General features: G+C 72.9%; 18 protein-coding genes. 12 read left to right on the top strand and 6 right to left on the bottom strand.

The window, feature by feature from the left end; all coding sequences use genetic code 11:
- Positions 1-3: 3 nt before the first annotated feature.
- Positions 4-411 carry a GntR family transcriptional regulator gene (locus OG386_RS31255; RefSeq protein ID WP_328790863.1) on the bottom strand — a complete coding sequence of 136 codons (408 nt, stop codon included), beginning with the start codon at positions 409-411 and terminating at the stop codon, positions 4-6.
- A 186-nt stretch (positions 412-597) separates the two neighbouring features.
- On the opposite strand from OG386_RS31255, the gene OG386_RS31250 reads away from it, so the two are divergent.
- The 4 genes from OG386_RS31250 to OG386_RS31235 are packed head-to-tail and all read left to right on the top strand — an operon-like array spanning position 598 to position 2756.
- Positions 598-927, top strand: a complete 330-nt coding sequence (locus OG386_RS31250; RefSeq protein ID WP_266597700.1) for a PadR family transcriptional regulator — start codon at positions 598-600, stop codon at positions 925-927.
- 2 nt (positions 928-929) lie between these two features.
- A complete protein-coding gene (locus OG386_RS31245; protein ID WP_328790862.1) occupies positions 930-1388 on the top strand; it encodes a DUF1048 domain-containing protein in 459 nt (152 codons plus the stop codon).
- Positions 1385-2224: an alpha/beta fold hydrolase gene (locus OG386_RS31240; RefSeq protein ID WP_328790860.1), complete on the top strand. Its 840-nt coding sequence runs from the start codon at positions 1385-1387 to the stop codon at positions 2222-2224. Before OG386_RS31245 ends, OG386_RS31240 begins: the two co-directional genes overlap by 4 nt.
- The gene (locus OG386_RS31235; protein WP_384828826.1) at positions 2208-2756 is read left to right on the top strand and encodes a GntR family transcriptional regulator; all 549 of its coding nucleotides are present in this window, start codon (positions 2208-2210) and stop codon (positions 2754-2756) included. Before OG386_RS31240 ends, OG386_RS31235 begins: the two co-directional genes overlap by 17 nt.
- Here OG386_RS31235 and OG386_RS31230 read toward each other — a convergent pair.
- Together OG386_RS31230 and OG386_RS31225 are read right to left on the bottom strand one after the other, a co-directional pair.
- Complete coding sequence (locus OG386_RS31230) at positions 2728-2928, bottom strand: DUF397 domain-containing protein (RefSeq protein ID WP_328790858.1); 201 nt, start codon at positions 2926-2928, stop codon at positions 2728-2730. The two genes, OG386_RS31235 and OG386_RS31230, sit on opposite strands and share 29 nt — an antisense overlap.
- Complete coding sequence (locus OG386_RS31225; RefSeq protein ID WP_328790857.1) at positions 2919-3749, bottom strand: helix-turn-helix domain-containing protein; 831 nt, start codon at positions 3747-3749, stop codon at positions 2919-2921. Before OG386_RS31225 ends, OG386_RS31230 begins: the two co-directional genes overlap by 10 nt.
- 174 nt (positions 3750-3923) lie before the next feature.
- Between OG386_RS31225 and OG386_RS31220 the strand changes: the two genes are divergently transcribed.
- Positions 3924-4355, top strand: a complete 432-nt coding sequence (locus tag OG386_RS31220; protein WP_328790856.1) for a hypothetical protein — start codon at positions 3924-3926, stop codon at positions 4353-4355.
- Positions 4356-4485: 130 nt separating this feature from the next.
- Here the strand turns inward: OG386_RS31220 and OG386_RS31215 are convergent, their stop codons facing one another.
- From OG386_RS31215 to OG386_RS31205, 3 genes are all read right to left on the bottom strand, one after another.
- Entirely contained in the window at positions 4486-5946 is a 1461-nt protein-coding gene (locus tag OG386_RS31215; RefSeq protein ID WP_328790855.1) for a glutamate synthase subunit beta, read from the bottom strand.
- Positions 5939-10477 carry a glutamate synthase large subunit gene (gene gltB / locus OG386_RS31210; protein ID WP_328793429.1) on the bottom strand — a complete coding sequence of 1513 codons (4539 nt, stop codon included), beginning with the start codon at positions 10475-10477 and terminating at the stop codon, positions 5939-5941. The genes OG386_RS31215 and gltB overlap by 8 nt, the downstream gene beginning before the upstream one ends.
- Positions 10478-10850: 373 nt before the next feature.
- On the bottom strand, positions 10851-11582 hold the full coding sequence (locus tag OG386_RS31205) for a VIT1/CCC1 transporter family protein (protein WP_030385523.1): 732 nt from the start codon (positions 11580-11582) through the stop codon (positions 10851-10853).
- 259 nt (positions 11583-11841) lie between these two features.
- Between OG386_RS31205 and OG386_RS31200 the strand changes: the two genes are divergently transcribed.
- From OG386_RS31200 to OG386_RS31170, 7 genes are all read left to right on the top strand, one after another.
- Positions 11842-12828, top strand: a complete 987-nt coding sequence (locus OG386_RS31200) for an ADP-ribosylglycohydrolase family protein (protein ID WP_328790853.1) — start codon at positions 11842-11844, stop codon at positions 12826-12828.
- Positions 12825-14405, top strand: a complete 1581-nt coding sequence (locus tag OG386_RS31195; protein ID WP_328790852.1) for an ADP-ribosylglycohydrolase family protein — start codon at positions 12825-12827, stop codon at positions 14403-14405. The genes OG386_RS31200 and OG386_RS31195 overlap by 4 nt, the downstream gene beginning before the upstream one ends.
- A 7-nt stretch (positions 14406-14412) precedes the next feature.
- Positions 14413-15558, top strand: coding sequence for an ADP-ribosylglycohydrolase family protein (locus OG386_RS31190; RefSeq protein ID WP_328790851.1), 1146 nt, complete (start codon positions 14413-14415; stop codon positions 15556-15558).
- A gap of 497 nt (positions 15559-16055) precedes the next feature.
- Positions 16056-17630, top strand: coding sequence for an ADP-ribosylglycohydrolase family protein (locus OG386_RS31185; protein ID WP_443053323.1), 1575 nt, complete (start codon positions 16056-16058; stop codon positions 17628-17630).
- The gene (gene rbsK, locus OG386_RS31180; RefSeq protein ID WP_328790848.1) at positions 17627-18538 is read left to right on the top strand and encodes a ribokinase; all 912 of its coding nucleotides are present in this window, start codon (positions 17627-17629) and stop codon (positions 18536-18538) included. Before OG386_RS31185 ends, rbsK begins: the two co-directional genes overlap by 4 nt.
- Positions 18535-19728: a CaiB/BaiF CoA transferase family protein gene (locus tag OG386_RS31175; protein ID WP_328790847.1), complete on the top strand. Its 1194-nt coding sequence runs from the start codon at positions 18535-18537 to the stop codon at positions 19726-19728. Before rbsK ends, OG386_RS31175 begins: the two co-directional genes overlap by 4 nt.
- Complete coding sequence (locus tag OG386_RS31170) at positions 19725-20540, top strand: HpcH/HpaI aldolase/citrate lyase family protein (RefSeq protein WP_328790846.1); 816 nt, start codon at positions 19725-19727, stop codon at positions 20538-20540. The genes OG386_RS31175 and OG386_RS31170 overlap by 4 nt, the downstream gene beginning before the upstream one ends.
- Positions 20541-20729 lie beyond the last annotated feature (189 nt).

Below are 20729 nucleotides of genomic sequence, written 5' to 3'. Positions count from 1 at the left end.
CGGTCATTTCTCCTCTTCGGTGTGCGGGTCCGTACCGGTGCGGGCTCGGAAGGTGCTCAGGAACAGGGCCTCGATGCTCTCCTCGCCCAGCCCGGCGGCCCGCGCCTTGTCGAGCCACTGCTGCAACTCCCGGCGCAGCGGCTCGTGCTCGGAGAGCGAGTCGTCGCTGAGCGTGCCGGAGATGAAGGTGCCGACCCCGGGCTTCTTGGAGACCAGGCCCTCGTACTCGAGCTCCCGGTAGGCCTTGAGCACGGTGTTCGGGTTGATCGCCACACCGGCCGCGACGTCCTTGACGGTCGGCAGCCGGTCCCCCTCGGACAGCAGCCCGAGCCGCAGGGCCTGACGCACCTGGTGGACGAGCTGCATGTACGGAGCGACGCCGGACCGGGCATCGAGGTGAAACTCGATCACTGTCCTCCTCTATTCATCTAGCTTCCTAGCACTATAGGACTATGCATATGCGGTGACTGTCAACCGCCCTTCGAGTGAGCGAAGTTGCCCGACCCTCGAGCTATTCGTTCTTGCTAAGTACCAGTAGTCAGCGTTACGTTGTACCGGTACTCAGCAACACCGAATAGCTCAGGGAGGAGGTGTTCCATGCCCAAGCTGCTGACGGAAATGCTCAAGGGCACGCTGGAGGGCATCGTCCTCGCGACCCTGTCCGGCCGGCCCGCGTACGGCTACGAGATCACGGCATGGCTGCGGGAGCAGGGGTTCTCCGACATCGCCGAAGGGACCGTCTACGCGCTGCTCATCAGGGTCGAGAAGCGCGGTCTCGTCGACGTGGAGAAGGTCCCTTCCGAGAAGGGGCCGCCGCGCAAGGTGTACTCCCTCAACGCCGAGGGGCGGGAGTACCTCGAAGAGTTCTGGAGGACCTGGAGCTTCCTCACGGAACGACTGGACCAGCTCCGCGAAGGGGGTAAGTAACCATGTCCGAGGACGAGCAGAGCGGTTTCCTCGCGAAGGTGATCGGACCGAAGAAGCGCTGGAGGGCGTACAAGGCGCGAGTCAAGGAGCTCCCCGAGAGCCGGCGCGCGGCGGTCGAGGCGATCGAGCGGTACCTGATGCACTTCGTGCCGACCGACGGCGACAGCAACGCGTCGATGTTCGAAGACCTCGCCGACCTCTTCGAGCAGGCCGCGGCGGACGGCACGCCGATGCGCGAGATCGTCGGGGAGGACCCGGTGGAGTTCGCCGACGCGTTCGCCCAGAACTACGCGGAGGGCGGCTACGTCCCCGCCCGCGCGAAGAAGCAACTCACGGAAGCCCTCGCCCGCGCCGAGGAGGCCGAAGTCACGGCCGGGGACACGGCCGGGGACACGGCCGGGGGCACGGCCGGGGGCACGGCCGGGGGCACGGCCGGGGGCACGGCCGGGGGCACGGCATGACGGCGTTATGGACCGGCATGGTGCCGGTCGACGACACGGCCCTGGCCGCCACCGACACCGGCGGCCCCGGCACACCCGTGGTCTACCTCAACGGCCACTTCGCCACCCAGGGGTACTGGCGGCGGGTCATCGCCGACCTGGGGCCCCGGTGGCGGCACATCACCTACGACGAGCGGGCCCGCGGCAGGAAGTCGAAGCGCTCGACCGACTACTCCTTCGAGGCGGCCGTCCGGGACGTCGACGCCGTACTCGCGGCCAGGGGCGTGGACCGGGCGCTGGTGGTGGGCTGGTCCTACGGGGCGTTCGTCGGGGCCCACTGGGCGAGCCGCAATCCGGACCGCGCCCTGGGCGCGGTCCTGGTGGACGGCGCGCAGCCGTACGACTGGCTCACCGAGGAGATGGAACAGGGGATCCGCACGTTCTTCAAGCGGATGGGCTGGCTGATGCCACTGCTGCGTCCGACGGGCCTGACCCCGCGGATGACCGCCGACGAGATGGCGACCAGCAACATCGAGGTCGGCCGGCTCGCCCGCGAGCGCGAACTGGGCCCCGTACTGGACGCCATCACCGTCCCGGTGCGGTACGTACTGGCTTCGGGAACGTCCTTCGGGAGCAAGGGCGACGAGCAGGAACGCATCCGCGCGGGCCTCGACCCGGTGTTCGCGCGCAAGCCGAACATCCAGCTCAGCGCGAAGGTGCCCAGCAACCACGGCGCGATCCTGAGGAGGGACGCCCCGGCCGTCGCCACAGCCGTCCGCGAGGTCGCCGCCCTCGCCGACGGCGCCCCGTACGGCCCGGAACGCACATACCGTGGCGGGCATGGAGTGGACCAGTAAGTCGCTGCCGTATCTGACCGCGCGCCCGCCCGGCGCGGCGGACGCCTGGACGGAGGAGGCCGCGGAGGCCGGGCGGCGGGGCAGTCAGCGCATCCTGCACGCGGGAGAAGCTGCAGCCCCCGCCGCCGTCGCCGCCATGCTCGGCCTGGCGGCCGGAAGTACGGTCGTGGTGCGCCGCAGGGTCATCGAACTCGATGGCGAGCCGACGGAGTTGACGGACACCTACTATCCGCCGGACATCGCCGCGGGAACCCCGCTGGCCGGCACGGCGAAGATCCGCGGCGGCGCCGTGACGCTGCTGGCCGCCCTCGGGCACATCGGGGTCCGGGTCGTCGAGGACGTGACGGCGTCGATGCCGCTGGACGAGGAGCGCGAGCAACTGCGCCTCGGCGCGGGCGAACCGGTGCTCCGCCTGGCCCGCACCACCTACGACGCGGCGGACCGCCCCGTCCAGGCGGACGTGATGCTCATGCCGGCCGGTCGCCAGCAGCTGCGCTACGAGATCAAGCTCGACCCTTCACGGCCCGGATGAACGGCGCCCACGCGGCGGCCGGGAATACCAGCACCGGGCCGGTGCCCGCAAGCTTGGTGTCGCGGACGGGGACGACGCCGGGGAGGTCGTCGGAGACCTCGACACACTCGCCGCCCTCCCCATTGGTGTAGGAGGACGTCCGCCAGGACAGGCCGTTCACGTCTACGCGCATCTTGCGTGCTCCTCCGCCACTGACTCGATCAAGGCCAGGGATGCCTCCGGCGACAGCGCGGCGGCCCTAGCAAGATCGTAAGACCTCCAGTGACGCCGAACCAGTGCCGGACAGTCGAGCAACTGTCCTGCGTGCGGGCCCTCTGTGTAAGCCGCGTCGGGTGCATCGGCGAACTGCATGATGCGCACATACGCCCCCAGAGCGCCGTGGGCACCCGCCGCAAATGGCACCACCTGGACGGTGATCCGATGCGCGCGAACGCAGGAGGAGACGTGCCGCAGCTGGGCAGCCATCACAGCGTGCCCGCCGACTGCCGTACGCAGTACGGCTTCATGCAGAACAACCCACAATTCGGGGGTATCTGGGTCGTCAAGAATTCGGGCACGCTCCATGCGAGCCGCGATCAGGGAATCGACACGGTCCGCCGGACCGGTGGGACTAGCGGCCCGAATCACGGCGCGCGCATAGTCCGCTGTCTGGAGCAGCCCGGGAACCAACGTGGGACCGTAGTCGAAGATGGCCGTCGCCAAACGTTCCAGCTCGGCCGCCTCGGCGAAGTACTCGACATGCTTGGACTTGAACGCCTTGGCCAGGCGAGTGAAGTAGTCCCCGGTGCCGAACACCTTGTCGATCAGCTCCGCGATCTCCGGCCGGAGCCGCCGCGTGCCGCACTCCATCTGCCCGACATACGTGCCGCTCGTGAAGATCCGTTCGCCCAGACCTTCCTGGCTCAGCCCGGCCGCTTCTCGGTGGCGTCGCAGCTCCTCGCGGGCGAACTCCTCCGGCGTCTGCGCCCCGTTCAGATCCTTCTGCTTGGCCACGAGCCAACTCCCCGCTTCCGCACTGCCCTTGTTCCGCGAAAAAGCGTAGACCCCACCAAGTCGGCGAAACCTCGGAACGGATTGATATGACTACCCAACGCCACAGGCCACTGTCAGTGCCGCTGGTTAACGTGATCGGTGTCAGTCGGAACCGAAGACACCACGGGGGACCACATGAAGCAGGCACACGGGCGCGGCAAGGCCGCCGCGATCGCCGCACTGGCCGCGGCACTCACGCTGACGGTTGCGGCCGGCACGGCCCAGGCCTCGGCGGGGGGCGAGATCGTCGGCTATCCGGGGCCCGACGGGCTGATCTGGATACCCGAGCAGGCCGGCTCCAGCGGCTTCGTCACGGGCGGCCTCTCGTCCCGGCTGGACACGTTCATCACCTTCGGCTGCGCGGGCGGCGGCAGCATAGAGGTGGCCTTCCACCTCGACGAGCACCCGGACCGCGACCCGGCCCCCTTCACGGTCGACTGCCCCGAGACCGACCCGGCGCGCGTCACCGTCCCCCTCGGCGCCGGCCTCCAGGGCGGCTTCGGGGCCTGGGTGACCGCCTCGACCCCGTCCACCCGCTGGGGCGCCACGGTCGTCCAGCCCGAGTAGCCCCGAACACGCCACAGCGCCCGCCACCCCTGGTCGGGGACGTGGCGGGCGCTGTGTCGGGAGCTCCACACGTCATTGTGCGGACCGTATGAGGGGTCCCGCCCCTTCGCGGGGCGGGGTGCTTCCGGTACTACACCGTCAGCGAGCGGTCCGTCGGCTTGACCGGGTACGGGAGGGCGCTGCTGCCGGTCAGGAAGCGGTCCACGCCGCGGGCGGCCGAGCGGCCCTCCGCGATGGCCCAGACGATGAGCGACTGGCCGCGGCCCGCGTCGCCGGCGACGAAGACGCCGTCCACGTTGGTCGCGTAGGAGGCGTCGCGGTCGATGTTGCCGCGGGCGTCCATCTCCAGGCCGAACTGCTGGGTCAGGCCGTTCGCCTGGTCGGTGCCCGTGAAGCCCATCGCCAGGGTGACCAGCTGCGCGGGGAGGACGCGCTCGGTGCCGGGCTTCTGGACGAGCTTGCCGTCCTCGAAGGCGACCTCGACCAGGTGGAGGGCCTGGACGTTGCCGTCCTCGTCGCCCTCGAAGTGGGTGGTGGAGACGGAGTAGACCCGCTCGCCGCCCTCCTCGTGGGCCGAGGTGACCTTGTAGAGCATCGGGAAGGTCGGCCAGGGCTGGTTGGCGTTTCGGTCCTCGCCCGGCTTGGGCATGATCTCCAGCTGCGTGACCGAGGCCGCGCCCTGGCGGTGGGCGGTGCCCACGCAGTCCGCGCCGGTGTCGCCGCCGCCGATGACGATCACGTGCTTGCCCTCGGCTGTGATGGGGGGCGCCATGAAGTCGCCCTCCTGGACCTTGTTGGCGAGCGGCAGGTACTCCATCGCGAAGTGGATGCCGTTCAGCTCGCGGCCCGGGACCGGCAGGTCGCGGGAGACGGTCGCGCCCGCGGCGATGACCACCGCGTCGAACCGCTTGCGCAGGTCGGTGGCGGTGATGTCGCGGCCGACCTCGATGCCGGTGCGGAACTTGGTGCCCTCCGCGCGCATCTGCTCGATGCGGCGGTTGATGTGCACCTTCTCCATCTTGAACTCGGGGATGCCGTAGCGCAGCAGGCCGCCGATGCGGTCCGCGCGCTCGTACACGACCACGGTGTGGCCGGCCCGGGTCAGCTGCTGGGCGGCGGCGAGACCCGCCGGGCCCGAGCCGATGACGGCGGCCGTCTTGCCGGACAGCCGTTCCGGGGCCTGCGGGGTGACGTCGCCGTTGTCCCACGCCTTGTCGATGATCGAGACTTCGACGTTCTTGATGGTCACGGCCGGCTGGTTGATGCCGAGCACGCACGCCGACTCGCAGGGGGCCGGGCACAGCCGCCCGGTGAACTCCGGGAAGTTGTTCGTCGCGTGCAGGCGCTCCGACGCTGCGGTCCAGTCCTCGCGGTACGAGAAGTCGTTCCACTCCGGGATCAGGTTCCCGAGCGGGCACCCGTTGTGGCAGAACGGGATGCCGCAGTCCATGCAGCGGCCGGCCTGCTTGCTGATGATCGGCAGCAGCGAGCCCGGGACGTAGACCTCGTTCCAGTCCTTCAGCCGGTCGGCGACGGGACGGGTACAGGCGGTCTCGCGCGGGGTGGTGAGGAAGCCCTTCGGGTCAGCCATGGGTCGCCGCCTCCATCATCTTCTCCGTGGTCTCGGATTCCGAGAGTCCGGCGAGCTCAGCGGCGTCCTTGGCGGCGAGCACTGCCTTGTACGTGGTGGGGATGATCTTGCTGAAGCGGTCCACCGCGACGGACCAGTCAGCCAGGAGCTTCGCGGCCACGGTCGAGCCGGTCTCCTCCTCGTGGCGGCGCACCACATCGTGCAGCCACTGCTTGTCGGTGTCGGACAGGGCCTCGACGGCGCCCGCGTTGCCGACGTTGACGTTGTGCGGGTCGAGGTCGATGACGTACGCGACGCCGCCCGACATGCCGGCCGCGAAGTTGCGGCCCGTCTCGCCCAGGACGACCGCCCGGCCACCGGTCATGTACTCGCAGCCGTGGTCGCCCACGCCCTCCGAGACGACCAGCGCGCCCGAGTTGCGGACGCAGAAGCGCTCGCCGGTGCGGCCGCGCAGGAACATCTCGCCACCGGTGGCTCCGTAGCCGATCGTGTTGCCCGCGATCGTGGAGTACTCGGCGAGGTGGTCGGCGGCGCGGTCCGGGCGGACCACGATGCGGCCGCCGGAGAGGCCCTTGCCGACGTAGTCGTTGGCGTCGCCCTCCAGGCGGAGGGTGACGCCCTTCGGCACGAAGGCGCCGAAGGACTGGCCGGCGCTGCCGGTGAACGTCAGGTCGATGGTGTTGTCGGGCAGGCCCGCGCCACCGAACTTCTTGGTGACGTGGTGGCCGAGCATCGTGCCGACGGTCCGGTTGATGTTGCGGATCGCGACCTGGGCGCGGACCGGCTGGGCCGCCTCGGCGGTCTCGGCGTTCAGCGCGTCGGCGGCGAGCTCGATCAGCTCGTTGTCGAGGGCCTTCTCCAGACCGTGGTCCTGCTCGATCAGGGCGTGGCGGACCGCGCCCTCGGGCAGCTCCGGCACGTAGAAGAGCGGCTCCAGGTCGAGACCCTGCGCCTTCCAGTGCGTGACGGCCTGGGTGGTGTCGAGGACCTCGGCGTGGCCGACGGCCTCCTCGATCGTGCGGAAGCCCAGCTCGGCGAGGATCTCGCGCACCTCCTCCGCGATGTACTCGAAGAAGTTGACGACGAACTCGGGCTTGCCGGAGAAGCGGTCGCGCAGGACCGGGTTCTGGGTGGCGATGCCGACCGGGCAGGTGTCCAGGTGGCAGACGCGCATCATGATGCAGCCGGAGACGACGAGCGGCGCGGTCGCGAAACCGAACTCCTCGGCGCCGAGCAGCGCGGCGATGACCACGTCGCGGCCGGTCTTGAGCTGGCCGTCGGTCTGGACGACGATCCGGTCGCGCAGCCCGTTGAGCAGCAGGGTCTGCTGGGTCTCGGCGAGGCCGAGCTCCCAGGGGCCGCCCGCGTGCTTGAGCGAGGTGAGCGGGGAGGCGCCCGTTCCGCCGTCGTGGCCGGAGATGAGGACGACGTCCGCGTGGGCCTTGGAGACACCGGCGGCGACCGTACCCACGCCGACCTCGGAGACCAGCTTCACGTGGATGCGGGCGACCGGGTTGGCGTTCTTGAGGTCGTGGATCAGCTGAGCCAGGTCCTCGATGGAGTAGATGTCGTGGTGCGGCGGCGGGGAGATCAGGCCGACGCCCGGGGTGGAGTGGCGGGTCTTGGCGACCCACGGGTACACCTTGTGGCCGGGCAGCTGGCCGCCCTCGCCGGGCTTGGCGCCCTGCGCCATCTTGATCTGGATGTCGTCCGCGTTGACCAGGTACTCGCTCGTCACGCCGAAGCGGCCGGAGGCGACCTGCTTGATGGACGAGCGGCGCGCCGGGTCGTACAGGCGGTCCGGGTCCTCGCCGCCCTCACCGGTGTTGGACTTGGCGCCCAACTGGTTCATGGCGATGGCGAGGGTCTCGTGCGCCTCCTTGGAGATGGAGCCGTACGACATGGCGCCGGTGGAGAAGCGCTTGACGATGTCCTCGACCGACTCGACCTCGTCGATGGAGATGGCTTCGCGGTCGGAGCTGAAGCCGAACAGGCCGCGGAGCGTCATCAGGCGCTCGGACTGCTCGTTCACCCGGGCCGTGTACTGCTTGAAGATGTCGTACCGGCGGTTGCGGGTGGCGTGCTGGAGGCGGAAGACCGTCTCCGGGTCGAACAGGTGCGGCTCGCCCTCGCGGCGCCACTGGTACTCGCCGCCGATCTCCAGCGCGCGGTGCGTGGCCGCGATGCCGGAGACGGGGTACGCCTTGGCGTGGCGCGCGGCCACCTCCTTGGCGATGACGTCCAGGCCGGCGCCGCCGATCTTGGTGGCGGTGCCGTTGAAGTAGGTCTCGACGAACCCGTCGTTCAGGCCGACGGCCTCGAAGACCTGGGCGCCGCGGTAGGAGGCGACGGTGGAGATGCCCATCTTGGACATGACCTTCAGGACGCCCTTGCCGAGCGCGTAGATCAGGTTCTTGATGGCCTGCTCCGGCTCCAGGCCGGACAGGAAGGTACCGGCGCGCAGCAGGTCCTCGACGGACTCCATGGCCAGGTACGGGTTGACTGCGGCGGCGCCGTAGCCGATGAGCAGGGCGACGTGGTGGACCTCGCGGACGTCACCGGCCTCGACCAGCAGACCCACCTGGGTGCGCTGCTTGGTGGCGATGAGGTGGTGGTGCACGGCGGAGGTGAGCAGCAGCGACGGGATCGGCGCGTGCTCGGCGTCCGAGTGGCGGTCCGAGAGGACGATGAGGCGGGCGCCGTTGGCGATGGCCGCGTCGGCCTCGGCGCGGATCTCCTCGATGCGGGCGGCCAGGGCCTCGCCGCCGCCGGAGACCCGGTAGAGGCCGGAGAGCGTGGCGGCCTTCATGCCGGGCATGTCGCCGTCGGCGTTGATGTGGATGAGCTTGGCCAGCTCGTCGTTGTCGATCACCGGGAACGTCAGGGTGACGCTGCGACAGGACGCGGCGGTCGGCTCCAGCAGGTTGGACTGCGGGCCGATCGAGGAGAGCAGCGAGGTGACGAGCTCCTCGCGGATGGCGTCCAGCGGCGGGTTGGTGACCTGCGCGAACAGCTGGGTGAAGTAGTCGAAGAGCAGCCGGGGGCGCTCGGACAGGGCCGCGATCGGAGAGTCCGTACCCATGGAGCCGAGCGGCTCGCCGCCGGTACGGGCCATGGGCGCGAGGATGACGCGCAGCTCTTCCTCGGTGTAGCCGAAGGTCTGCTGGCGGCGGGTGACCGAGGCGTGGGTGTGCACGATGTGCTCGCGCTCGGGCAGGTCCGACAGCTCGATCTCGCCGGTCTCCAGCCACTCCGCGTAGGGGGCGGCGGCGGCCAGCTCGTTCTTGATCTCGTCGTCCTCGATGATCCGCTTCTGGGCGGTGTCGACGAGGAACATCTTGCCGGGCTGCAGGCGGCCCTTGCGGACGACCTTGGCCGGGTCGATGTCGAGCACGCCGACCTCGGAGCCGAGGACGACGAGGCCGTCGTCGGTGACCCAGTAGCGGCCGGGGCGCAGGCCGTTGCGGTCCAGGACCGCGCCGACCTGGGTGCCGTCGGTGAAGGTGACGCAGGCCGGGCCGTCCCAGGGCTCCATCATCGTGGAGTGGTACTGGTAGAACGCGCGGCGGGCCGGGTCCATGGAGGTGTGGTTCTCCCACGCCTCCGGGATCATCATCAGCACGCTGTGCGGGAGGGAGCGGCCGCCGAGGTGGAGCAGCTCCAGGACCTCGTCGAAGGAGGCCGAGTCGGAGGCGTCCGGGGTGCAGATCGGGAAGATCCGGTCCAGCACGCCGTCGCCGAAGGCTTCGGAGGCCAGCTGGGACTCGCGGGCCTTCATCCAGTTGCGGTTGCCCTTGACCGTGTTGATCTCGCCGTTGTGCGCGACGAAGCGGTACGGGTGGGCGAGCGGCCACGACGGGAAGGTGTTCGTGGAGAAGCGCGAGTGGACCAGGGCGACGGCCGAGGCGAAGCGGCGGTCGGAGAGGTCCGGGAAGAAGGGCTCCAGCTGTCCGGTGGTCAGCATGCCCTTGTAGACGATGGTGCGGGCGGAGAGCGACGGGAAGTAGACGCCGGCCTCGCGCTCGGCGCGCTTGCGCAGCACGAAGGCCTTGCGGTCCAGCTCGATGCCCGTCGTCCCGTTGGAAACGAAGAGCTGCGAGAAGGCCGGCATGGTGGCGCGGGCGCCGTTGCCGAGGAGGTCCGGGGTGACCGGGACCTCGCGCCAGCCGAGGACCGTGAGGTTCTCCTCGGCGGCGATGGCCTCGATCTGCTCCACGGCGACGGCCTGTGCGGTGCCGTCGGCGGGGAGGAAGGCGATGCCGACGGCGTAGCCGCCGGCCTCGGGGAGCTCGAAGCCGGCCACCTCGCGCAGGAACGCGTCGGGGACCTGGCTGAGGATTCCGGCGCCGTCGCCCGAGTCCGGCTCGGAGCCGGTCGCGCCGCGGTGCTCGAGGTTCCGCAATACGGTCAGGGCCTGCTCAACGAGTGTGTGGGTGGCCTCGCCGGTGAGGTTCGCCACGAATCCGACGCCACAGGCGTCCTTCTCGTTGCGCGGGTCGTACATGCCCTGCTGGGCGGGGCGACCGTCCATGGGCGACCAGGCGGTGGTGCTGGAGCCGGTCGCGGAGTGCGTGGATGCGGAACGCATCGGCTCTCCCGTCGTCGTCGTGGCATATGTGCATAGCCGAGGGACGACGTTGGCCCTCTGCGAAATTTCGTGCAGATTACATGATGACGACAATCCCGAGAAGCGGATACGTCATTCCAGCATGCGGACTGCACGAGGCAGAAAGAGGGGACTTTCGCGGCGCTCTACGGAGGTGTCGCGCGAGGCGGAGGTCCCGGTGCAGGGCGGGCATCGTTGCCCGGAGCCCTGGTCTGATTCCCGGCGGACACGGATTCGAAACCGCCGAGTAACGGACTACTTATGTTGCGTACTGCATAGTGTCTCACTCCAGCCGCGGTCAGCCTATGGCTCCACCGATCCAGGTTCCCAGGATGTACGTCACACCGGCGGCCGCGCCACCCAGGGCCAGCTGGCGCACGCCGCTGTACCACCAGGACCGGGCGGTGACCCGGGAGACGACCGCACCGCAGGCGAAGAGCCCGGCCAGCGCGAGCAGCACCGCGGGCCACAGGGCCGTGGCGCCGAGCAGGTACGGCAGGACCGGGAGCAGCGCGCCCAGCGCGAACGAACCGAACGACGAGACCGCGGCGACCAGCGGCGAGGGCAGGTCGTCGGGGTCGATCCCGAGCTCCTCGCGGGCGTGGATCTCCAGCGCCTGCTCGGGATCGCGCGACAGCTGCATGGCCACCTCGCGGGCGAGCGGCGGCTCGACGCCGCGGGAGACGTAGAGCTCGGCGAGCTCCTCCATCTCGTCGACCGGGTGCTTGCGCAACTGCTGCCGCTCCACGTCCAGTTCGGCGAGGACCAGTTCGCGCTGCGAGGCGACGGAGGTGTACTCGCCGGCCGCCATCGAGAAGGCGCCGGCCGCGAGGCCCGCCAGCCCGGTGATGACGACGGTCTGCGGGGCGACGGCGCCGCCGGCCACGCCGGTCATCAGGGCGAGGTTCGAGACGAGCCCGTCCATGGCACCGAAGACGGCCGGCCTCAGCCATCCACCGTTGACGTCGCGGTGGGTGTGGTTGTCGCGGTGCGCGGTGTGCAGCGGTGCTTCGATGTCGATGATGGACATGCGTGGAATCTCCCCAAATGTGCGAACGGGCGCCATGACGCGCCCCGCTCCCCCTGAACACCTCGAAACTACGCACGATTTCTGCTGCCCGCCAGCAAGGAAGGCCGTACTTACCTGGGCTTTTGCGGGTCGGCGACCGGGTGACGGGGGTGTTCGCGGGGTGTTTCGCGACGAGCGACAAACCACATGCCATGGCACAAATCCCCCAAGGGCTCATGATGAGCCCCATCCGATGTGGGAGAGGCGCGCCATGGAGCCGATGAAGCTGATTGCATGCAATCCGCAGGTCCTCCTCGAACGGGCCAGGGGCGCTCTTCTCGGACTCGCCGTGGGCGATGCGCTGGGCGCCCCCGCGGAGAACATGAAGCCGTCGCAGATCCGGGCGAAGTGGGGCCGCATCGAGGGATTCGTGTCGGAGGACCCGGCGGGCACGGACGACACCGAGTACGCGATCTTCTCGGGGCTGTTGCTGGCCCGCCACGGCTCGGCGCTCACCGTCTCCCACGTGGAACGGGCCTGGCACCACTGGATCGCCGACCTCGACGAGGGCCCCTTCCGGGGCGCCGGGTTCTCCGAGCGCGGCACCCTGGAGAACCTCCGCCGGGGCCTGGCCGCGCCCATCTCCGCGCAGCACCGGCACGCGTGGTCGGACGGCCTGGCCATGCGGGCCGCGCCGTTCGGCGTCTTCGCCGCGGGCCGGCCCGCGGAAGCGGCCCGGCTCGTCGCCATCGACGGCTCGGTCAGCCACGACGGGGAGGGCATCTACGGCGGCCAGGCGGTCGCGGCGGGCGTGGCCGCGGCCATGGCCGGCGGCTCCCCCGCCTCGGCGATCTCCGCGGCGCTGTCCGTCATCCCGTCCGACTCCTGGACGGCCCGCTCCCTGCGCCGGGCGGTCACCGCCGCCCCGCGCGGCGAACGGGCGGTGCGCTCGGCGGTGGTCATCGGCGGCTACCCGTGGACCGACCTGGCCCCGGAGGCGGTGGGCCTGGCCTTCGGAGCCTTCGCCGCCTGCCGGGGGGACTTCCCGTCCTCCGTCCTCACCGCCGTGAACATGGGCCGCGACGCCGACACCACCGCGGCGGTGGCGGGCGCCCTGGCCGGCGCACTGTCGGGCGCCGGCGCGATCCCCGCCGCCTGGGCCTCGGCCATCGGCCCGGTCCGCGGCAGCTGTCTCCCCTCGATGCGGGGCTACCACGTCCTGGACATCGCGGACCTCCTCACCCCGGAATGCGAGGCCGTCCGATGACCTCCACCCCGGACGACCAGACGCTGGCGCTGCCCCCGGCGACCCCGACCCCGGCCGGTCAGGCCCGGGCCGAGGCACCGCCACTTCGGCTGCCGGGTCCGGCCCCGACCCCGGCGGAACCGGGGTCCGAGTGCCTGCCCTCGACCGAGCGCGGCCCCGGGAGCCCGCCCCCGCGCGGCGAGTCTCGAGCCGGCACGCTGCCGCAGCCCCTGCCCCTGCCCCTGGGTACGGGCCCGGCCGAACGGGAGCTCGCGGGCCCGGCTCCGGGGGCGGGCCCGGGAGCGGGCCCGCCCCCAGCAACGCCTCGGCCCGGGGGCGTGCCACCGGGTGGGCGGGGGCCCGTAGGTCTGGCCGCGGGCAGGGGGGAGCTCGTGGGAGCGGCGGGGGCGCGGGTCGTGGTGCGGGCCGGGCAGACGGCCCCGCAACGTCCCGCCGAGCCCCCCGCAAGGGCCCGGCCGATCGAGGGCCTCCTCCTCGGGCTCGCCGCAGGCGACGCGGCCGGGTGGCCCGCCGCCCGCCACCGCGCCAGCCGGATGCCCGAGTGGACCCGCCGCCTGACCCGCGAGCTCGACACCTTCGCCGAGCAGAACGCGACCACCACCCTCCCCGTCCCCATCGCCCTCAACCAGCCCCCCGAACCCCTCCGCCTCGGCCCCTCCGACGACGCCGAATGGGCCGCCTTCGTCGCCGAGTCCGTGCTCACCGCCGCCGGCGTCCTCCTCAGCGACCTCAGCAGATCGAGGAGGATGCGCGCCGCCATCGACCTCGCGTGGAACGCCCTGGCCTCCGAAGTCGCCGCGGCAGCGGAACGCGCGCCCGAGGTCGAGTCCGCCGTCCTGCCCCTCCGCGCCCGGATCTCCGTCCGCGCCGGCCTCGGCAACCTCGCCACCGGCCTGCGCCCGCCCGCCACCGGCCACGACAACCCGCACTACTTCGACGACGCGGCCTGCGTCCGCGCCTGCGTCCTCGCCGTCGTGCATCCCGGCGACGCCCGCGCCGCGGCCGACCTCGCCGAGTTCGACGCCCGCTACACCCAGGACGGCGACGGGGTGCACGGCGCCCGTGCCATGGCCGCCGCCATCGCCACCGCCTTGAGCGCCACCGGCGCCGACGACGCCGTCGACGCCGCCGTGGACGCCGCCCTCGCCCAGCTCCCCGAGGCCACCGAGATCGGCCGCAACGCCCGGCACGCCGTCCGCCTCGCCCGTACCCACAAGGACGGCGGCGCCTTCGCGATCGTCCCCACCCTCGAACACGAGATCGTCGACCACGTCTACAGCTACGGGATCGCCGCCGCCGAGACCGTCCCCGTGGCCCTCGCCCTCGCCACCGCCGCCCGCGGCAGGATGACCGAGGCCGTCCCGGCCGCCGCCTGCCTGTCCCGCGTAGCGGACTCCGCCCCCGCCCTGGCCGGCGCGCTGACCGGCGTCCTCGGCGGCGGCGACTCGATCCCCGCCGCCTGGCGCGAGGCCTGCCGCACCCTCTCCGGCTGCGCCCTCCCCCGCCTCGCCGGCACCGACCTCGTGGAACTCGCCGCGCTCCTCGCGGCCACGGAACTCACCTCACCCAAGGGATGATTCGGACATGACGCTCACGTTGGAGGACCGGGCCCGCGGCGCTCTCGTCGGAGCCGCCGTCGGCGACGCGCTCGGCGGCCCGGTGGAGGGCTGGACTCCGGACCAGATCGTGGAACGGCACGGCGGCCGCGTGCACGGCATCGTCGGCCCCTGGCACGAGGACTGGCGCACGGCCCGCCCCATCGCCCCGTACCACAAGGGCGACGGGCACGTCACGGACGACACCCTGATGACGCACGCGCTGGTACGGGTGTACGAGGCCGTACGGGACCACCTCGACGCCTACGCGATCGCCGATCACCTGGTCCCCGACCTGATGTCCACGCCCCGCTGGATCCCGGAACTGGAGGCCGAGGCCCTGCCGTTGCAGCGGATCTTCCTCGCCGAGAAGTGGATCGTGACCCGGCTGCACTACGCGCACGTCGACCCCCGCGAGGCCGGCAGCGGGAACATCGTCAACTGCGGCGCGGCGATGTACATGGCCCCGGTGGGCATCGCCAACGCGGGCAATCCGGCGGGCGCGTACGCGGAGGCGCTGGACGTCGCCGGTGCGCACCAGTCCTCGTACGGGCGGGAGGCGGCGGGCGTGTTCGCGGCGGCGGTGGCGGCCGCGTGCGTGCCGGGGGCGACGGCCGCGTCGGTGGTGGACGCGGCCCTGTCCCTGGCCAAGGACGGCACGCGCGAAGCGATCGCGGCCGTCCGCGAAGTGGCCTCCGGCCACCGGGACTTCGAGTCGGCGCTGGCCCCGCTGCGGGCGGCGGTGACCCCGTACGACTCGGTCGGACCGGACTACCGCAGCCCGTCGCTCGACGCCCGCCGTCCCTCCCGCCTCCATGCCATCGAGGAACTCCCGGTCGCGCTCGGGATGCTGCTCGTCGCGGACGGACGGTACGAGACCGCGGTCCTGGGTGCGGTCAACTACGGCCGGGACTGCGACTCCATCGCCACCATGGCGGGGGCGATCGCCGGGGCCCTGGGCGGCGAAGCCGCGGTCCCGGCCGCCTGGGCCAAGCAGGTCGCCGAGGCCAGCCGACTCGACCTGCACGCCCCGGCCGACGCGCTGGCCGCGGTGGCCCGGGAGATCTTCGCCCTCGACCGCTCCCGCCGCCGCTCCCACGAGGCGGCCTTCGCCGCGATCGCAGACCCCCGATGACCACCTGCGACCGCAGCCCCGCCGACCGGCCCGTCCGGCTGACCTGGGCCCAGCCCGAGGACCTGGTCGGGCACGAGCTGCGCCAGGCCGCGGAGGACGGCCGGAACCCGGCCGCCGCCCTCCGCGCCTGGCTCGCGGCGGGCGGCAACCCGGCCCCCGACCGCGCCGGCGCCTCCCCCGCCCCGGCCCCACCGGAACTGCGCGCCCTCGCCACCCGCCTCCTCGACGACCTGGCGCAGCTCCCGCCCAGCTCCGCAGCCGACGAGCCCCGGTCCTGGCCGGCCATCCGAGCCACCTGGCCACCTGCCGCGGCCGCGGAAGCCCCCCGACCACCCGCCGAACTCCCGACCCCGACTCCACGGCCCGACCCCGGTGCCACAGCCCGCATCACCGTGCCCGACCCGGCCCCGAAACCCGACGACATGCACGCGGCCCGACCTCTCGGGCCCGCCACACCCGCCCCCGCGCCGCCCCGCGCAGCGGAACCACCACCACCGCTGGCAGTCGGCGCCCAGGCCCGGACCCACGCAGCAGGAGCGCCGCCCGCAGGGGAGGAACACACGCGGCCCACCACCCCCGGAGCTGCCCCGACCCGCACAGCGAGCAGTCGGCCCGATCGGGATCCCGAACGCCCGACGGCACAGCCACACACCTGCCCCGACGGCCGAACCCACGAACCGCAGCCGGGCAGCAGGAACGCGGCTCCGCCCGCGTACCCGGCTGCGGGCGGCGGGGACCGGAGCCCCGCCCCGGACCCCGGACCGCCTCCCGCCGCTCCCGGCCCCGCGCCGATGCCCGCAGCGGGGCGGCCACGGCCCGCGGACCGCGCCCGCGTCCGGTCCCACCCGGAGCAGGCGCCCACGAGCACGGGACCGGTCCCCGGCCGCATCCCACCCCGCGCAGCAGGGACACCGCCCGCAGGGCGGGAACACGTGCGGACCGCCGCGCCCGCAGCCGCGCCACCCCGCACGGCGCAACCGCCCGGCACGGCGCCGGAACCCTTGCTGCGGACCGGGCCGGAGGCCACCCGGCTGGAAGCCGCCTGGCTCGGGCGGGCCGTCGGGTGCCTGCTCGGGAAGCCCGTCGAGAAGCTGCCCCTGGAGGGGATCCGGGCGCTCGCCCGCGCCGCCGGCAACTGGCCGCTGGACGACTGGTTCAGCGAACGCGGCGTCCCGCCGGAGGTCCTGGCCGCGTACCCCTGGAACCGCCGCTCCGCCCCCACCTCCCTCGCCGAGAACATCGACGGCATGCCCGAGGACGACGACCTCAACTACCCCCTCCTCGGCCTGCTCCTCCTCCAGCGCCACGGCAAGGGCTTCACCACCGCCGACGTGGCCCGCCTGTGGCTCGACGAGCTGCCGGCCGGGCGGACCTTCACCGCCGAGCGCATCGCCTACCGCAATCTCCTCCTCGGCCTGGAGCCGCCCGTCACCGCCACCCACCACAACCCCTTCCGCGAGTGGATCGGCGCCCTCATCCGCGCCGACGTCCACGGCTGGACCAATCCGGGCGATCCGGCCGCCGCCGCGGCCCAGGCCTACCGGGACGCCGCCCTGACCCACACCGGCAACGGCGTCTACGCCGCCCTCTTCGTCGCGGCCGCCACCGCCACCGCCGCCACCGGCCGGTCGGACGTCCACATCGCGCTCCGGACCGGGCTGGCCTTCGTACCGCCCCGCTCGCGCCTCGCCGAGGCCGTCCGCTTCGGGATCCGGGCGGCCGGGCAGGAGGCGGACTTCGACCGCGTCGTCGACCGACTGCACGCCCGCTACGGGCACTACCACTGGGTCCATGCCGTCCCCAACACCGCGCTGATCGCCGCCGCCCTCACCCACGCCGACGGGGACTTCTCCCGCTCCGTCTGCCGCGCCGTGTCCGGCGGCTGGGACACCGACTCCAACGGCGCCACCGCCGGCGCCCTCGCCGGGCTGCTCGCCGGCTCCCCGGACGCGCTCCCGCACCGCTGGACCGCACCCCTCAAGAACCGTCTCGCCACCACCGTCCCCGGCTTCGACGGCATCGGCTTCGACACCCTCGCCCACCTCACCGCACAGGAGGCAGCACGCTCATGACGGCCATCGCCGTGCTCGGCAGTACGAACATGGACCTCGTCGCCTACGTCGCCAAGGCCCCCCGCCTCGGGGAGACCGTCACCGGCCGGGCCTTCCGCACGGTCCCCGGCGGCAAGGGCGCCAACCAGGCCGTCGCCGCCGCCCGCTCCGGCGGGGAGGTGGTGATGATCGGTGCGGTCGGGGCCGACGAGTTCGGCGTACGGCTGCGCTCCGCGCTCACCGCGGCCCGGGTCGATACCGCGGCCCTGCGCACCGTCGAGGGCGCCAGCGGCACCGCCCACATCACGGTGGACGACGAGGGCGGCAACAGCATCGTCGTCGTCCCCGGTGCGAACGCCGCCGTCACCGGCCTGGAGACGGGGGACGAGGCCCGGATCGCCGCCGCCGGATCCCTGCTCCTCCAGCTCGAACTGCCCCTCTCCGCCGTCCTCGCCGGGGCCCGCGCCGCCCGCGCGCACGGCGTCCGTACGGTGCTCACCCCGGCCCCCGCCCAGTCGCTGCCCGCCGATCTGCTCGCCGCCACCGACCTCCTCGTCCCGAACGAGCACGAGGCGGCCGCCCTCACCGGCCTCACCGACCCGCTCCGGGCCGCCGAGGCCCTACTGGCCGAGGTGCCCGAGGTGGTGATCACCCTCGGGGCGGCCGGGGCGCTGTACGCCGCCCGCGGCAGGGAGCCGCTGACCGTGCCCGCGCCCCGGGTGCGGGCCATGGACACGACCGCCGCCGGGGACACCTTCGTCGGCGCCCTCGCCGTGGCCCTGGGCGAGCGCCGGCCGATGCCCGAGGCCCTGCGCTGGGCTTCGGCGGCGGCCGCGCTCTCCGTCCAGCGCCCGGGAGCCCAGGACTCGATGCCGACCCGCGCCGAGACCGACGCCTTCGCCGCGGCGCAGCGCGGAGCCGCCTCGTGACCACCACCGGGCCGCTGGCGGGGCTCCGCGTGCTCGACCTGGCCACCCTCTTCGCCGGGCCGCTGACCGCCACCCTGCTCGGCGACTTCGGCGCCGAGGTCGTCAAGGTCGAGCACCCCGGACGCCCCGACCCCTCGCGCGGCCACGGCCCCGCCAAGAACGGGATCGGCCTGTGGTGGAAGCTCCTCGGCCGGAACAAGCGGACGATGACCCTCGACCTGTCCACCCCGGGCGGCCGGGACACCCTGCTGCGCCTCGCCGCCACCGCCGACGTGGTCATCGAGAACTTCCGCCCCGGCACCTTGGAGAAGTGGGGGCTGGGCTGGCCCGAGCTGTCCGCAGCCAACCCGCGCCTGGTCCTGGCGCGCGTCACGGCCTTCGGCCAGCACGGCCCGTACGCCCACCGTCCTGGCTTCGGAACGCTCGCCGAGGCGATGAGCGGCTTCGCCGCGATCACCGGGGATCCGGACGGGCCGCCGACCCTGCCGCCCTTCGGACTCGCCGACTCGATCGCCGCGCTGACCTGCGCGTACGCCGTGATGACCGCCCTCGCCGGGCGGGAGCGCACCGGGTACGGTCAGGTCGTGGACCTGGCGATCGTCGAGCCGATCCTCACGGTGCTCGGCCCGCACCCCCTCTGGTACGACCAGCTCGGCTACGTCCAGCCGCGCACCGGCAACCGTTCCGCGAACAACGCCCCCCGCAACACCTACCGCAGTGCCGACGGGCGGTGGCTGGCGGTCTCCGCCTCCGCGCAGTCCATCGCCGAGCGGGTCGTGCGGCTGGTGGGCCGGCCCGAGCTGATCGCCGAGCCCTGGTTCGCGACCGGCGCCGGGCGGGCCCGGCACGCGGACGTGCTCGACGACGCCGTCGGCGGCTGGATCGCCCGGCACAAGGCCGAGGAGGTGGTCGCCGCGTTCGAGGACGCCGAGGCGGCCGTCGCCCAGGTCTACGACGTGCGGGACGTGATGGCCGACCCGCAGTTCGCGGCCCTGGACACGGTCACCGAGGTCGAGGACCCGGAGCTGGGCCCGCTCCGCATGCAGAACGTCCTCTTCCGGCTCTCCGAGACCCCCGGCGGGATCCGCTGGGCGGGCCGCCCGCACGGCGCGGACACCGACGAGGTCCTGACCGAGCTCGGACTGACCGAGGCCGAGATCACCGCACTGCGGACCGAGGGAGCCCTGTGATCCTGACCTGGCTGTACGCGCCCGGCGACCGCCCGGAGGTGGTCGCCAAGGCCCTCGCCTGCGGGGCGGACGCCGTCATCGTCGACCTGGAGGACGCGGTACCGGCCTCGCGCAAGGAGTACGCCCGCGCCGCGACCGCCGAGCTGCTCGCCGAGCGGCCCCCGCTCCCCGTCCACGTCCGCGTCAACGCCCTGGACTCCCCCTGGGGCGGTGCCGACCTGAGTGCGCTGGGCGGGCTGCACGGCCTCGCGGGGCTGCGGCTGCCCAAGATCAGCGCCCCCGGGCAGATCACGGCCGTCGCCGACCGCACCGGCGGGGTGAGCCTGTACGCCCTGCTCGAATCGGCCGTGGGGGTGGAGCGCGCGTACGAGATCGCCCGCGCGCACCCCGCCCTGCGCGGGCTCTCCCTCGGCGAGGCGGACCTGCGGGCCGATCTGGCCGTCAGCGCGGAGCCGGGCCTGGACTGGTGCCGCTCCCGGGTGGTGGTCGCGGCCCGGGCCGCGGGGCTCGCGCCCCCGGCGCAGTCGGTGTTCCCGGACATCCGGGACCTGGAGTCGCTGGCGGTCTCGTGCGCCCGCGGGCGCTCCCTGGGCTTCCTCGGCCGGGCGGCGATCCATCCGCGCCAGCTCCCGGTGATCGAGCGGGCCTACCTCCCGGAGCCCGGGGAGGTCGACGCCGCCGTGGAAGTGCTGAGCGCGGCCCGCGCCGCCCCGGGGGCGCTGGCCCTGCCGGACGGCCGGTTCGTGGATCCGGCGGTCGTGGCGGCGGCGCACCGCACCCTTGCGCTCGCCGCGCGCGAGGCCGCCCGCTGACCCCGCCCGCCGCCTCCCGGGCTGCGCCCGTGCCCCGCGCGGCACCCGCCGATACCGCGCGCGGCGCCGTGTCCCGGGGCTCCGCCCCAACCCCCGCGCCTCAAACGCCGGCGGGGCTGGACGGGATGCCGACAGGGCTGCATTCGGCCCGGCTCGGGGAACGCGAAGGGGGTGCCGCGGTGTGGGCGG

This window comes from Streptomyces sp. NBC_00273 (genome assembly GCF_036178145.1).
Lineage (GTDB): Bacteria > Actinomycetota > Actinomycetes > Streptomycetales > Streptomycetaceae > Streptomyces.
Note: the sequence above shows the minus strand (reverse complement) of the source record. Positions and strands in the feature narration are given on the sequence as shown.